13 protein-coding genes are annotated in these 14,360 nt (G+C 68.7%); 7 read left to right on the top strand and 6 right to left on the bottom strand.

Annotation, left to right across the window (positions count from 1 at the left end; translation table 11 throughout):
• Positions 1–272 precede the first annotated feature (272 nt).
• Genes DN771_RS14875 through rpmH form a run of 6 tightly spaced genes read right to left on the bottom strand, consistent with a single transcriptional unit; the run spans position 273 to position 3,769 of the window.
• A complete protein-coding gene (locus DN771_RS14875) occupies positions 273–833 on the bottom strand; it encodes an RsmG family class I SAM-dependent methyltransferase (RefSeq protein WP_116998321.1) in 561 nt (186 codons plus the stop codon).
• Between the two features lie 27 nt (positions 834–860).
• Entirely contained in the window at positions 861–1,826 is a 966-nt protein-coding gene (locus tag DN771_RS14870) for a Jag family protein (protein WP_116998320.1), read from the bottom strand.
• A gap of 17 nt (positions 1,827–1,843) precedes the next feature.
• Entirely contained in the window at positions 1,844–2,980 is a 1,137-nt protein-coding gene (locus tag DN771_RS14865; RefSeq protein ID WP_116998319.1) for a YidC/Oxa1 family membrane protein insertase, read from the bottom strand.
• Positions 2,977–3,261 (bottom strand): membrane protein insertion efficiency factor YidD, encoded by a 285-nt coding sequence (gene yidD, locus DN771_RS14860; protein ID WP_227462357.1) that lies wholly within the window; start codon positions 3,259–3,261, stop codon positions 2,977–2,979. Before yidD ends, DN771_RS14865 begins: the two co-directional genes overlap by 4 nt.
• Positions 3,258–3,578 carry a ribonuclease P protein component gene (locus DN771_RS14855; protein WP_240394211.1) on the bottom strand — a complete coding sequence of 107 codons (321 nt, stop codon included), beginning with the start codon at positions 3,576–3,578 and terminating at the stop codon, positions 3,258–3,260. Before DN771_RS14855 ends, yidD begins: the two co-directional genes overlap by 4 nt.
• A 53-nt stretch (positions 3,579–3,631) precedes the next feature.
• Positions 3,632–3,769, bottom strand: coding sequence for a 50S ribosomal protein L34 (gene rpmH / locus DN771_RS14850; RefSeq protein ID WP_116998339.1), 138 nt, complete (start codon positions 3,767–3,769; stop codon positions 3,632–3,634).
• 548 nt (positions 3,770–4,317) lie between these two features.
• Between rpmH and dnaA the strand changes: the two genes are divergently transcribed.
• The 7 genes from dnaA to DN771_RS14815 all read left to right on the top strand — a co-directional run bounded on the left by dnaA (position 4,318) and on the right by DN771_RS14815 (position 14,339).
• The gene (gene dnaA / locus DN771_RS14845; protein ID WP_227462356.1) at positions 4,318–5,757 is read left to right on the top strand and encodes a chromosomal replication initiator protein DnaA; all 1,440 of its coding nucleotides are present in this window, start codon (positions 4,318–4,320) and stop codon (positions 5,755–5,757) included.
• 319 nt (positions 5,758–6,076) lie between these two features.
• The gene (gene dnaN, locus DN771_RS14840; protein WP_116998316.1) at positions 6,077–7,198 is read left to right on the top strand and encodes a DNA polymerase III subunit beta; all 1,122 of its coding nucleotides are present in this window, start codon (positions 6,077–6,079) and stop codon (positions 7,196–7,198) included.
• A 165-nt stretch (positions 7,199–7,363) separates the two neighbouring features.
• Positions 7,364–8,437 (top strand): DNA replication/repair protein RecF, encoded by a 1,074-nt coding sequence (gene recF, locus DN771_RS14835; protein ID WP_162941970.1) that lies wholly within the window; start codon positions 7,364–7,366, stop codon positions 8,435–8,437.
• Positions 8,438–8,456: 19 nt separating this feature from the next.
• The gene (locus DN771_RS14830; protein ID WP_116998314.1) at positions 8,457–8,795 is read left to right on the top strand and encodes a DciA family protein; all 339 of its coding nucleotides are present in this window, start codon (positions 8,457–8,459) and stop codon (positions 8,793–8,795) included.
• Positions 8,796–9,046: 251 nt separating this feature from the next.
• On the top strand, positions 9,047–11,122 hold the full coding sequence (locus DN771_RS14825) for a DNA gyrase/topoisomerase IV subunit B (RefSeq protein ID WP_116998313.1): 2,076 nt from the start codon (positions 9,047–9,049) through the stop codon (positions 11,120–11,122).
• A gap of 237 nt (positions 11,123–11,359) precedes the next feature.
• Complete coding sequence (gene gyrA, locus DN771_RS14820) at positions 11,360–13,816, top strand: DNA gyrase subunit A (RefSeq protein ID WP_116998338.1); 2,457 nt, start codon at positions 11,360–11,362, stop codon at positions 13,814–13,816.
• Between the two features lie 130 nt (positions 13,817–13,946).
• Positions 13,947–14,339 (top strand): pilus assembly protein TadG-related protein, encoded by a 393-nt coding sequence (locus DN771_RS14815; RefSeq protein ID WP_116998312.1) that lies wholly within the window; start codon positions 13,947–13,949, stop codon positions 14,337–14,339.
• Positions 14,340–14,360 lie beyond the last annotated feature (21 nt).

The following is a 14,360-nucleotide window of genomic DNA, read 5'->3' as shown; positions in this document are numbered from 1 at the left end:
CCTTCATCGACAGCACCTCTCCGGCCATGAGGCATCCTCGCCCCAGACCACCTCAGGTGTTACCGATGCTGCGCGACATCCATGTGTCACCGATGTCCCGAGATCGGACAGTGACGGTGAGCGACACAGAACGCGCCCGGAAGCGGGTTTGGCACGATCCGCACCCAGAAGCTGAGCGACATCGGGTGTTTCCCGTGGAACCCAACGCGAGCTCGGCGGCCTGGCCCGGCCCGCGCCCAGGCCGGCGACGGCCGCCCCGACGGCCGAATGCGTCAGGCGGTGCGGAGGAGGACCGCCACCCGCGGATCGTGGTGGGCGACACGCTCCATGCCGAGTCCGTCCAGCAGGCCAGCCGGCCAGCGAGACGGGTCCGGAGCCGGCGGTTCGCTCACGATTACCACGCCGCCCGGGTCGACGAGCGGCACGGCGACAGCGAGCAGCTCGGCCGGGGGACCGAAACCACGTGCCACGACGGCAGCGACCGGCGTCGGGATGAGCCGGGGAAGGAGCGCAGCGTCCGCAGTCAGCACCTCGACGCGTCCGGTGAGGCCGAGACGCACGACGAGCCGCCGGAGATGATCGGTCCGCGTCGCCCGGCGGTCGACGAGCACCAGCTGCAGCGCCGGGCGTTGCCGGGCGATGACCAGCCCCGGCACACCGCCACCGCTGCCCAGATCGACAACGACGCCGCCGGTGAGACCGACGGCGTCGAGTGCCTCGACATATGCAGTTGCTTGGTCGATCACCTCGACCACGGGGCGGCTCCCGAGCATTCCCAGCCGCTGCGAGAGGCCGAGCGCTTCGGTCAGCGCCTCATCGTGGTGATCACCCACGTGCGCCCGTTCGAGCGACTCCGGCGATCAGGCCGGGGAGACGATGATGCGGCGGTAGGGATCCTCGCCCTCGGACCGCGTCGTCACGCCCTCGATGCCCGACAGGGTGTCGTGGACGATCTTGCGATCGGCCGACGGCATCGGATCGAGCGAGCGGGCCACACCGGACTCCTTGACCAGGTCGGCGACGTGGCTGGCGAACTTCTCGAGCGCCGCCCGGCGCTTCTCGCGGTAGCCGGCGACATCGACCCGCAGACGGGTGTCGTGATCGCCGAGGCGGCGCTGGGCCGCCACGCGGGCGAGATCCTGCACGGCGAGCAGCGTGCGTCCGCCGGGTCCGATCAACAACCCGAGACCGTCGCCCTGGCCGTCGACACGAACCTCGATCTCGTTGCCGTCGACGGTCGAGGTGGCGGTGCCGGTGAGACCGAACGACCGCAACAAACCGTTGGTGAACTCCTCGGCCGCCGTCTGGACGGACGCGACGTCGACCGGTGCCGACTCGTGGGTGGAACTGGCGTCGCTCATGGTGTCCTCTGTCTCGGTCCCGCCCGCAGGCGTGTTGTCGGTGGAAGAAGCGTGATCGGGCGCCGTACGGGTGGCGGCCCCGTCGCCGGAGCCCTGCCCACCGCCGCGGCGGCGGGAGGAACGGCGACGCGGACCGGATGGCGCGTCGGCGCTGCCGGAGCGCCCACTGGCGCCGGACTCGGCGGTCGACTCCCGGTCGCCGTTGGTGTCAGCGGACGACGATCCCTCACGTCCCCGGCCCTTGCCCTCGGCACGGCGGCGATTGCGGCGATCCTGCTTGGGACGGACGGTGGCCGGCTTCACCCGGGCCCGCACCCTGGCGGCGCCCCGGACCCGGCCGAAGAGGCCGGTCCGCGGCTCCTCGAGGATCTCGAACTCGGCATCGTCGGGACCGATTCCCAGTCGATCGAGGGCGATCTCCTTCGCCTCGTCGAGCGACTTGCCCGTCGTTTCAACCCATTCCATCTGCGTGTGCTCTCGATCTAGCGGCGGCGCTTGCCGCTGCTCTTGGCCCGGGGACCCCCGGGGCGATCGCTCGACGACGATCGTTGCGGACGCCCCGCCGGCCCCTTGCCGGTCGGCGTCGGGCGACCCTTGGGCTCGGTGGTGCGCTTGGTCGGCCGGCGGTTCGCCGACGTTGTCGCAGCCGTCGGCGTCCCTCCCTTCGCCGGCTTGCCGGACGCGCCGGACTTCTCGCCGCGGGCCGACGCCAGGTCACGACGGGCCTGGGCGAGCAGACCGCCGCCGCCCTCCTCACCGTCGGACTTGGCCAGCTCTCGCGCACGCTCGCCGGCCCGCTGGGCCTGGCGGCCGAGCGCCTCGTCGTGGCCGTAGAAGCGGCGCGTGATGTAGGCCTGCTGAGCGATGCGGAGAACGGCCTGGGCCATGTAGTAGATGACGAGGCCGAGGAGGAAGAACACCTGGAAGATGGCGAAGGCCACCGGCAGGTACTGCATCAGCTTCTGCTGGCTCGCCGACATCGTCGGGCTGACCGCGGCGCGGGCCGCCACCATGCGCTGCTGGACGAAGTAGAGGCCGCCGAGGATGGCGACGATGAGGACGTAGATCAGGCCCGTGCCGAAGCTGTCGCCCAGGGCGTCGACAGGCGTGCGTGCGAGGTCGAGGCCGATCGAACGCATTTCGGTCCGCCCGACGAGGTCCAAGAAGAGATCGGACGAGTGGGAGATGTACCGAGGCAGGAAGCCGAGCTCGGCCTGCGGCTGGCCGGCTGCCGTGTACACGGCGTGGGCGAGCGGAGCCGGTTCGCCCGTCGGGCGGTAGGTCAGCCCGTGCAGCGTCCGGAACATGATGATGAAGACCGGCATCTGGGCCAGGAGCGGCAGGCACGAGGACATCGGGTTGACCTTGTGCTCCTGGTAGAGCTTCATCATCTCTTCGTTGAGCTTGGTCCGGTCGTTGCGGTACTGGTTCTGCAACCGGCGCATCTCCGGGGCCAACCGCTGCATCTCGAGCATGCCCTTGGTGCTCTTCAGCGTGAGCGGGGTGATGAGCAGCATCACCAGGGCGGCGACGAGCGAGATCGACGCCGCATAGTTGCCGGTGAGGGCGTAGAACCACTCCATCGGCTTGGTGGCGTATTCGAAAATGCCGGCAATCATGAGCAACAGTCCTTCTCCGCGGCCGTGCCGGCGGAACGGGGGAGCGGCACCGGGTCGAATCCCGAGGGGCCGAAGGGGCGGCAGCGCAGGAGCCGCCGGACAGTGAGCCAGAGTCCGCGCCGGGTGCCGTGCACCTCGAAGGCCTCACGCGCGTAGGACGAGCAGGAGGGCGTGAACCGGCACGGGGACGGACGGCCCTCGACCGCTCGCTGATACCAGACGATGAGGCGGATCGGCAGGGGAGGGCGCAGGTCGGCGGCGGGCGGGACCTGGTCGGTCACGACGACCCCGCCATCTCGGAGGTCGCGGCTGGGGCCGGCCGGCGCGCACCGGCGGCGAGCGACAACAGCCGCTCCGTCTCCTCGCGCAGCAGATCGAACGTGAGTTCCCTGGCGGACGGTCGTGCGCCGATGAGCAGCATGCCTCCGGTCAGCCCGCACGCCGGTGACGCGTCGTTCACGATCGCACGCAGACGCCGACGCAGCAGGTTGCGCTCCGTGGCGCGCCCGTACGATCGTCCGACGGAGAACCCGACGCGCAGCGGCACGGCCGATGGATCGTTGACGTATCTGCACCACAAGGACTTCGTCCGCGACACACGGCCGGTACGGGCGATCGTGTCGAACGCCCTGCGGCCGTGGATCCGCCAGATCAAGCGGTGAGCCGGGCGCGGCCCTTGAGACGGCGGTTCTTGATGATCGCTCGACCGGCCCGCGTGCGCATCCGGGCGCGGAAGCCGTGCTTGCGGGCACGACGGCGGGTGTTGGGCTGATACGTACGCTTCACGATTGACTCTTTCTGGCCTGCACGCTGGATGTCCGCGATGCCGACGTCGACCACGAAGTGCGACCGACCGGCAGCGCTCTGAGGATGCGGCCAAACGCAACGCGGCACGCAACCGGAACGCATCAAGGCTACGGCGTTGGTGGCAAGGGCCACAACGTTGCCGTCCACCACCTCGCCCGCGGCCTCGCTGTCAAAAATACCGCACCCGACGCACCGTTCGAACCCATCACCAGTACGTGCGGCGCCCCTGACGGCGGTCTCCACGACCTGTACTAGGGTGGCGACCCACCCGACGAACGCCCTCAGACCCGGAGTCCGACCATCGACGCAGCGCCCGGTTTTCCCAACCTCACGGCCGTGGTAACGTCGGCGGCTCCGCCAACCGTCCCCTTTCCACAACCTGTGAGTAACTTGTGGATCGCGCAGCGCGGTCGCGGAGTCGCAACCGGTCATCCGGCCCCGCGTGGCAATGACGTCCCGCGCCGGACACCCGACGCGTCACATCAACGAACACGGATCGAAGACGCGGATCGTGCAGGTACCCGATGCAGATGAATGACGGCAACCAAGTGTGGGCTTCGGTCGCCGATCTGCTCCGGACGCAACTCACCGAAGCGGTCTGGTTCTCCACGTTCACCGACGTCCGACCGATCAAGGTGGACGATCGCGAGCTCACGGTCACCGTCCCGAGCAACCAGGTCCGCGATCGCATCCTCACCCGGTTCCTCCCGCTCGTGCGTGACGCCCTCGACGAGGTGACCGGCGGGCCCGGCTGCTCGCTCGTCATCCTCGTCGACCCCAACCATGGCGCCAACGAGGGCGACGGACGGGCCAGCGGCCACGCCACGCTCGATGGCGCGGCCCCCACACTCGAGCCGCTCGGCGCGCCGTCGATGGCGAACGACGCCCCGACACCCGGCGCCACCCTGCCACCCCCGGGCAACTTCGGCGGGTCACCGCAACTCGACGAGGCCGGCCTCAACCCGCGCTACACGTTCGAGACGTTCGTCAAGGGCAACTCCAACCAGTTCGCTCTCGCCGCCGCCCTGCGGGTGGCCGAGACACCCGGCCGCACCTACAACCCCCTGTTCATCTACGGCTCGGCCGGGCTGGGCAAGACGCACCTGCTCCACGCCATCGGCCACTACGTGCACCAGAACTACCAGCACCACGAGGTGCGGTACGTCTCCACGGAGAACTTCCTCAACGAGTTCGTCGACGCCATCCGCTACAAGACGAACACCGCGTTCCAGCGCCGCTACCGGGAAGTCGACGTGCTGCTCGTCGACGACATCCAGTTCATGGAGAACCGGGAAGGCCTCCAGGAGGAGTTCTTCCACACGTTCAACGCCCTGCACGGCACGAACAAGCAGATCGTCGTCACGTCGGACCGCCTCCCCGATGCCATCCCGACGCTCGAGGAGCGTCTCATCGGACGCTTCAAGTGGGGCCTGATCACCGACATCCAGCCGCCCGACATCGAGACCCGCCTGGCCATCCTGCGCAACAAGGCCGAGCGGGACAACGTTCAGGTCCCGGCGGAGACGCTCGAGTTCATCGCCACCAAGATCGCCTCCAACATCCGCGAGCTCGAGGGCGCCCTCATCCGCGTCACGGCGTTCGCCAGCCTCAGCGCCGTGCCGATCACCACCGAGCTGGCCCAGCACCTGCTCACCGATCTCATCGGCGACACCAACATCAGGCCGCGGACCGACGAGGAACTGCTCGCCGAGATCGCCGCGATCCTGGGATTCGACGTGGCCGCCCTCAAGGGCAAGAGCCGGCAGCGTCCGCTGGTGACGGCCCGGCAGATCGCCATGTACGTGTTCCGCAACCTCACCGAGCTCAGCTATCCCAGCATCGCCCGCCTGTTCGGTGGACGCGACCACACCACGGTGATCCACGCTGTCGACAAGATCCAGAAGCTGATGAGCGAGCGCAAGCAGATCTACGACCAGGTCACCGACCTGCTCCAGAGGCTGAAATCATGATCGTCTCCCATCACCCGACCGCGCGGCCTGCGTGGCCGGGGAACGCAGCAGCTCAGCCTGCGTGGCCGGGTAACGCAGCAGCTCGGCCTGTGAACAACGCTCCGTACAGCGTGGGGACAGGGGGCGTCCATCTCGTGGACAACCTCCGTTCGTCCACCGAGTTACATCGCCGTGATCCGCGCGGTGGGGATGACGAGGGAAACTGCTGCGGACAGCGACAACCGTCCTACGCTGGGCTGATCGTGGGTTGTCCACAATCCACAGCACCTATTACGACTACTACTTCTTTTCAACGACCGACGACGGGAAAGGTCCGCCTGTGAAGTTCCGATGCGAGCGAGATGTCCTCGCCGACGCTCTGGCCACGGCCGGGCGAGCGGCCACGAGCCGGACCGGCGCCCTGCCGGTCCTTGAGGGCTTGCACCTGTCGGTGCGAGGCGACGAACTGGCGGTCACCGGAACCGACCTCGAGATGTCGATCCGTCTCACCACGACGGTCGGTGGGGTCACCGACGGCGCCGTGGTCGTTCCCGCCCGGCTGAGCGCCGACGCCGTCAAGTCGTTGCCCGCGGGTGCCGTGGAGTTCGCCGCTGGTGGGGACGGCCCGGGCGACGACACGGTCACCATCAGCGCCGGCCGCTCGCAGTTCTCGCTGCGGTCCTACAGCATCGACGACTACCCGGCCCAGGTCGACCCGGCCGCCGAGGCGGTCACGCTCTCGTCGAGTGCGTTCGCCGACTCGCTGCGACAGGTGGTGCGGGCCGCCAGCTCCGACGAGGCGCGTGGCGTCATCACCGGCGTGCTGATCGCCGCCGAGGAGGACAGCGTCCGCATGGTCGCCACCGACTCGTACCGGCTCGCCGTCCGCGACCTGCCCGAGACGGGCATCCTCTCCGGCGGTCAGAAGGTGCTCGTGCCGCACCGGGCGCTCAGTGAGCTGCAGCGCATCCTCGGCAGCAACGAGGAGCTCACGGTGCGGCTCGGCGCTCGGCACGCGACGTTCGAGTGCGGACGCACCCGCCTCACCACGCGGCTGATCGAGGGCGACTATCCGAACTACCGCAACCTCGTTCCGGCGTCGAGCCCCAACGTGCTCACGGTGGGCAAGGAAGCCCTGCTCGAGGCGCTGCGCCGCGTGAAGATCATGGCTAGGGACTCGTCGTCGGCCGTCCGCCTGTCCCTCGGCGGCGACACGCTCACGCTGTCGGTGCGCGATCAGGACTACGGCAACGTCGTCGAGGAGATCGACGTGAAGTACGACGGTGAGGAGATGCTCGTCGGCTTCAACCCCGACTACCTGATGAGCGGTGTCGACGCCATCGACGCCGACGAGGTGACCGTGTCGTTGCGCGATCCGGTGAAGGCCGTGGTCCTCCGCGGCGTCGGCAAGGACGACTACCTGTACCTGCTGATGCCGCTGCGGGTGTCCTCCTCCGAATAGGGCGCCAGGGCAGAATCGGCCTGAGGTGAGTTTCGGACTTCAGCGAGCGCTAGCGAGCGTCCCGTCGTTCGAGCGCGTCGCCGATCGGAGCGCTAGCGGAGGGAGGCGGCGCGCCGGCCTGCGTGGCCCAGTGAGCTTCAGCGAATCGCTTGTAGGAACGCAGTGTTGATCGAGCGGCTGGAGCTCGTCGACTACCGCAACTACGCCGAGGCGACGTTCGACCTCACCGCCGGAACGACGGTGGTGGTGGGTGACAACGGCCAGGGCAAGACGAACTTCGCCGAGGCCCTCGCGTACATCGCCACGCTGGGGAGCTTCCGGGGTGCTCCCGGCGACGCGCTGGTCCGCGTCGGCGCCTCGACGGCGATCGTGCGGGCTCAGCTTCGCGACGACGACGGCCGGGAGGTGCTCATCGAGGCCGAGCTGGCCACCGTCGGCCGTGGTCGGGTACAGGTGAACCGGCAGCGCCTGGCCCGCATACGCGACCTCCTCGGCGTCCTCCGCGTCACCGTGTTCGCGCCCGACGACCTGACGTTGGTGAAGGGCGGGCCGGGTGATCGCCGGCGCTACCTAGACGACACCTTGGTGGCCCTGGCCGTGAAGTACGACGCTCTCCGTCTCGAGCTCGACCGCATCGTCAAGCAACGCAACACGCTGCTGCGCCAGGCGGGAGGCCGTCTCGACGCCGACGCCGAGTTCACGCTCGACGTGTGGGACGCCAAATTGTCGGAAACAGGCGAGCAGTTCGGGCGAGCGCGGGCCGCCCTCGTCGATCAGGCCGGGCCGTACATCATCGACTCATACGAGTACCTGGCCGGGCCGGGAGCGGGCGTGTCGCTGCTGTACGCGCCGCCGTGGCGCGAGACGGGGCTGGCGGCGGCCCTCGCCGCGGCGCGTTCCGACGACCTCCGCCGGGCGGTGTCCACGGTGGGTCCTCATCGGGACGAGCTCGAGCTCCGGATCGGCGGCCTGCCGGCACGCACCCATGCGTCGCAGGGGGAGCAACGCACACTGGCCCTCGCCCTGCGCCTCGGCGCCCACCGTCTCGTGGCCGAGAAGACCGGATCGACACCCGTGCTGGTGCTCGACGACGTGCTGTCGGAGCTCGACAACCACCGGGCCACGGCGCTGTTGGGCTCCCTACCGGCCGGCCAGATCGTCATCACCACCGCCGGTGCCATCCCCGAGGCGGCGACGCCCGATCGTGTGATCCGCATCGCCGGCGGCGCGATCGCCTGACGTCGGGCAGGATGAAGGTGTGAGCTCTCCCGACGATCCGGTCGCCATCGCGTCGGCGATGGGGCGAGTCCTGAAGTCGCTGGAGGGTGGCCGGCGCCAGTCGCAGGGCGTGGCGGCCGTCGGCGGCGTGTTCGGCCGCTGGACCGAGGTGGTCGGTGCGGCGATGGCCCAGCACGTGCAGCCGATCCGCCTCGATCGTGACCGCCTCGTGGTGCAGGTGTCCGAGCCGGCGTGGGCCACGCAGGTCCGGTTGCTCACCGATCAGATCCGCGCCCGCCTCCGCGAGGTGGTGGCGGTCGAGGTGGACCACGTCGAGGTCCGCGTGGCCAATCCAGCGGCCGCCCGACGCCGGCGCTGAGGGCACCCGATCGGGGCCGCATACCCCTCGACCGTGGCACCCCCTTGGTAGACTGGAACACATCACAACCTCGCTCCCCAGCGACGTCCCGGTCCGCGCAAAGCGCCTGCTCTCTCCCCTCTTGGCGCCGGGACCCGCCGCAGGCAGGAGGGCTCTTGCGGGGCTGTCGATCGGCGTGATCCGCACGCCCCCGTGGGACCACCCACCGACGACGAAGAACCAACCGATTGACGAGAACCGAGAATCCACCAGTGGCGAGTGACGACCAGCAGAGCGACCAGCAGAACCTCGACCTCGGCGCGGAGACCGCGTCCGAGACGCCGAAGGGCAAGGCATCCAGCTCCTCCGGCAACGCCTCGAGCAACTCGAGCAACAGCAACTCGAGCAACAAGGTGTCGGGGAACTACGACGCCAACGCGATCCAGGTGCTCGAGGGCCTCGACCCGGTGCGCAAGCGCCCCGGCATGTACATCGGGTCCACCGGTCTGCAGGGCCTGCACCACCTGATCTGGGAGGTCGTCGACAACTCGGTCGACGAGGCGATGGCCGGCTACGGCAACAAGATCACCGTCACCCTCCTCGCCGACGGCGGCTGCCGCGTCGAGGACCAGGCCCGCGGCATCCCCGTCGACCCGTACCCGTCCGGCCCGCACAAGGGCAAGAGCGCCGCCGAGGTCGTGCTCACCGTGCTCCACGCCGGCGGCAAGTTCGGCGGCGAGGGCTACAAGGTGTCCGGTGGTCTCCACGGCGTCGGTGTCAGCGTCGTCAACGCCCTGTCCGAGCGCCTCGTCATCGAGGTCGATCGCGGCGGCAAGCGCTATCGCCAGGAGTACGCCAAGGGTGGCAAGCCGCAGGGCAAGATGGAAGTCGTCGGCGACACGCCGGCGCGTGGCCGCAAGTCCGGCACCACCATCACGTTCTGGCCCGATCCCACCGTGTTCGTCGCCGAGGGCACCGAGTTCGTGTCCCGCACGGTGCTCGAGCGCCTCCAGACGATGGCGTTCTTGAACCGCGGCCTCGAGATCGTCTTCGTCGACGAGCGCCCCGAGAAGGAACAGACGGTCACGTACCAGTACAAGGGCGGCATCGTCGACTTCGTCAAGCACCTCAACGCCAGCAAGGAACCGCTGTTCTCGAAGGTGTGCAGCTTCGAGGACTTCGACGAGGACGGCCAGACGATCGATCTCGCCCTGCAGTGGAACACCAGCTACTACGAGGGCATCCACGGGTACGCCAACGGCATCTCCACCACCGAGGGTGGCATGCATCTCGAGGGCTTCAAGACCGCCCTCACGTCGGTGATCAACAAGTACGCCCGTTCCAAGAATCTCCTCAAGGAGAAGGACGACAACCTGCTCGGCGAGGACATCCGCGAGGGTGTCACGGCGATCATCTCGGTCAAGCTCCGCGAGCCCCAGTTCGAGGGTCAGACCAAGGCCAAGCTGGGCAACGTCTCGATGCGGTCGTTCGTCCAGAGGGCCACCAACGAGCGGCTCGCCGAATGGCTCGAGGAGAACCCCACCGAGGCCAACCGGGTGGTCAAGAAGGCCCAGGCAGCGGCGCAGGCGCGCCTCGCCGCCAAGAACGCCCGCAACGCCGTGCGCCGCAAGACCTCACTGTCGGGTGCCGGCATGCCCGACAAGCTCAAGGACTGCTCGAGCCGCAACGCTGCCGAGAGCGAGCTGTTCATCGTCGAGGGCGACTCGGCGGGCGGCACGGCCATCAACGCCCGTGACCCGCGCACGCAGGCGCTGCTGCCCATCCGGGGCAAGATCCTCAACGTCGAGCGGGCCCGCCTCGACAAGATGCTGAAGAACAACGAGATCCAGGCCCTCATCACCGCCATCGGCGGCGGGGTCGGCGACGAGTTCGACGTCACCAAGGCGCGGTATCACAAGGTGATCGCCCTGGCCGACGCCGACGTCGACGGCAGCCACATCCGCACGCTGCTGCTCACGTTCTTCTTCCGCCAGATGCGACCGCTGGTCGAGGCCGGCTACGTGTACATCGCCCAGCCGCCGCTGTTCTCCACCGAGGTCGGCAAGGAGAAGATCTACCTCAAGGACGACGCCGCCAAGGCCGAGTTCCTCGCCGAGCGGCCCAACCACAAGAAGGAGTTCGCGCGCCTGAAGGGTCTCGGTGAGATGGACTGGCACGAGCTCAAGGACACCACCATGGACGCCCGCACCCGCACGCTGCTGCAGGTCACGGTGGAGGAGGCGGCCCTCGCCGACGAGGTGATGAGCGTGCTGATGGGCGACGACGTCGAGAGCCGCCGCAACTTCATCACCACCAACGCCCGCGACGTCCGCAACCTCGACTTCTGATGTTTCGTCCTCGCTCGCGTCGTCGCTTCGCTCCTCGCTCGCTGCGGCGAGTTTCGTTGAGCGGCTTCGCCGCGCCGTCCTCTCTGGCGGCGGGCGAGCAAGCTCGCCTTTTCCGCCGCATCGAGGGGGGAATCCCCCCTCGAACTCCCCCCAACGGAGATCGCTCGTATCTCGGCCGCCGACCGCATCGTCATCCCGCGCGGTGCACGGTCTCCTCCACGAATCTGGTGAATGCACATGTCTGACAGCAACCTTCCTCCGTCCGAGCTGCCGTTCGAGCCGGTGCAGCCGATCGCCCTTCAGGACGAGTTGGAGACGTCGTTCCTCGACTACGCGATGTCGGTCATCATGTCGCGGGCACTGCCCGACGTGCGCGACGGACTCAAGCCGGTGCACCGCCGCATCATCTGGGACATGGAGCAGCAGGGCTTCCGCCCCGACCGCCCCTTCGTCAAGTGTGCCCGCGTCAGCGGCGACACGATGGCCCGCTTCCACCCCCACGGTGACAGCGCCATCTACGACGCCCTCGTGCGCATGGCCCAGCCGTTCTCCCTGCGCCATCCGCTCATCGCCTTCCACGGCAACTACGGCAGCCCCGACTTCGGTCCGGCCGCGTCGCGCTACACGGAGTGCCGCCTCGCCCCGCTGGCGATGGAGATGCTCGCCGACATCGACGAGAACACCGTGGACATGCGGACCAACTACGACGGCACCACCGAGGAGCCGTCGGTGCTGCCGGCCCGCTTCCCCAACCTGCTCGTCAACGGCTCGCAGGGCATCGCCGTCGGCATGGCCACGAACATCCCGCCGCACAACCTCGGTGAGGTCATCGACGCCACCGTGCACCTGATCGACAACCCCGAGGCCACGCCCGACGATCTCATGCAGTTCGTCAAGGGCCCGGACTTCCCGACGGGGGCCAGCATCCTCGGGCGCGCCGGCATCATCGACGCCTACCGCACGGGCCGCGGCAGCGTGAAGCTGCGGGCGACCGCCACGATCGAGGAGTCGAAGAAGGGGGCGATGGAGATCGTCGTCACCGAACTCCCGTACCAGACGAGCTGCTCGTCGATCGCCGCCCGCATCCAGGAGCTCGTCGACTCCGGCGACCTCGAGGGCATCGCCGACGTCAACGACGGGTCGGCCGAGGGCAAGACCGAGCTGGTCATCACGCTCAAGCGGGACGGCAATCCCAACGTCGTGCTCAACAACCTCTACAAGCTCACCCAGCTGCAGTCGTCGTTCTCCATCAACATGGTCGCCCTGGTGAAGGGTGTGCCTCGCACTCTCAACCTCGCCCAGGCGCTGTCGGGTTACGTCGACCACCAGATCGAGGTCGTCACCCGCCGGTCCGAGTTCCGGCTCGAGCGGGCGCAGGAGCGCGAGCACATCCTCGAGGGCCGCATCAAGGCGCTCAACGTCATCGACGAGATCATCGCCCTCATCCGGGCGAGCGAGGACGCCAACGCGGCGAAGCATGGCCTGATGGCTGCGCCGTTCGAGTTCTCCGAGGTGCAGGCGATCGACATCCTCGACATGCAGCTGCGTCGCCTGACGCGCCTGTCGCGCATCGACCTCGAGACCGAGCTCGAGGACGTGCGGGGCACGATCCGCGAACTGCAGACGATCCTCGGCGACCCGGCCGTGCTGCGCCAGGTGATCAAGGACGAGCTCGCCGCCGTGCGCGAGAAGTTCGCCACGCCGCGCGTGTGCCAGATCGTCCTCGACTCGGGCGAGATGTCCATCGAGGACCTCGTCGACGACAAGGAACTGGTCGTCGTGATGACCGAGGCGCAGTACGTCAAGGCGGTGCCGGCGGGTCAGTTCAAGACGCAGTCGCGTGGCGGCCGGGGCGTCAGCGGCGCCAAGCTCAAGGCCGACGACCTGGTGCGCCACGTCATCTTCACCACGGCGCACGCCCACCTGCTGTTCTTCTCCAACCTCGGCAAGGTGTACCGCCTGCGGGCGCTGGAGATCCCCGAGCGCGAGCGCACGGCGAAGGGCATGCCCATCGTCAACCTGCTGCCGCTGCAGCCGGGCGAGAAGGTGCAGGCCATCATCGACACCCGCGACTTCGCCGGCGAGCGCTTCTTGTTCTTCGCCACCCGCAAGGGCACGGTGAAGAAGACGGCCTTCGACGCCTACAACTCGAGCCGTCGTGACGGCCTGATCGCCATCAACCTCAACGACGGCGACGAGCTGGTGCGGGTCATCGAGACGAGCGGCGAGGACGACATCTTCATGGTCAGCCGTCGCGGCATGACGATCCGCTTCAACGAGGCCGACGTGCGTCCGATGGGCCGCACCGCTGCAGGTGTGCGGGGTATGAAGCTGCGCACCGACGACCACGTGGTGTCGGTCGACGTCGCTCGCGACGATACGGCGATCCTCATGATCACCGAGGCCGGTTACGGCAAGCGCACCCAGCTCGAGCACTACGGCCGTCAGGGGCGCGGTGGCCAGGGCGTCATCGGCATCAAGCTCACCGGCAGGAAGGGCGAGGTGGTGGCCGCGTTCATGGTCGGCATCGACGACGAGATCGTCGCCGTGTCGTCGGGCGGCGTCACGATCCGCATGGCGGTCCGCCAGATCTCGTCGCAGGGTCGGGCAGCCACGGGCGTCCGGGTGATGAACCTCGACGACGGCCAGACGGTCGCGTCGGTTGCCCCCATCCTGGCCAGCGACGAAGCCTGAGCCGGCCCGCCGGCCTGAGGCCGGCGGGTCACCACCACGTCGCCTCACTAGGCTGACGCTTTCGACGTCGCACGACGTCCGCTCGGCACCACGCGTGCCCTCCGCCCATCACTGGAGGAGGAACGACGAGATGGTCGACGAACAAGTGCCATCCCCACGGTGGACCAACGGCCGACAGTGGATCGACGCGAAGGGACAGGCCGTACCACTGGTGCTGGTCGCCGTGGGGATGGCGGTCGTCGTCACGCTGGGGATCGCCCACCTCGGGCGCAGCGTGTTCGACGCCGGCCGGGCTCGCACCGCCGCCGATGCGGCCGCCCTCGCTGGTGTCGACGGTGGCCGCGCCGCGTCGGAGCGGCTTGCCGCCGAACACGGCGCCGACATCGTCGAGTGGTGGGCCGATGGGCCACCCGACGGGGTGACGGTCACCGTGACCGTGCGCGTCGGCCGAGCGCGCGCAACGGCATCTGCGTCCAACGTCGGTGACCCTGGCCGAGCTGTCACCGGCGCACCGCCGGGCTGACGCTGCCCAGTTTCGGGGGCA

This window comes from Desertimonas flava, assembly GCF_003426815.1.
In the GTDB taxonomy this organism is placed as follows: domain Bacteria; phylum Actinomycetota; class Acidimicrobiia; order Acidimicrobiales; family Ilumatobacteraceae; genus Desertimonas; species Desertimonas flava.
Note: the sequence above shows the minus strand (reverse complement) of the source record. Positions and strands in the feature narration are given on the sequence as shown.

Excerpts from the sequence above, each read along its gene's own strand:
- gyrA (WP_116998338.1), top strand. The coding sequence starts at position 11,360 with ATGTCTGACAGCAACCTTCCTCCGTCCGAGCTGCCGTTCGAGCCGGTG.
- DN771_RS14870 (WP_116998320.1), bottom strand. The coding sequence starts at position 1,826 with ATGGAATGGGTTGAAACGACGGGCAAGTCGCTCGACGAGGCGAAGGAG.
- dnaA (WP_227462356.1), top strand. The coding sequence starts at position 4,318 with ATGAATGACGGCAACCAAGTGTGGGCTTCGGTCGCCGATCTGCTCCGG.
- DN771_RS14815 (WP_116998312.1), top strand. The coding sequence starts at position 13,947 with ATGGTCGACGAACAAGTGCCATCCCCACGGTGGACCAACGGCCGACAG.
- DN771_RS14865 (WP_116998319.1), bottom strand. The coding sequence starts at position 2,980 with ATGATTGCCGGCATTTTCGAATACGCCACCAAGCCGATGGAGTGGTTC.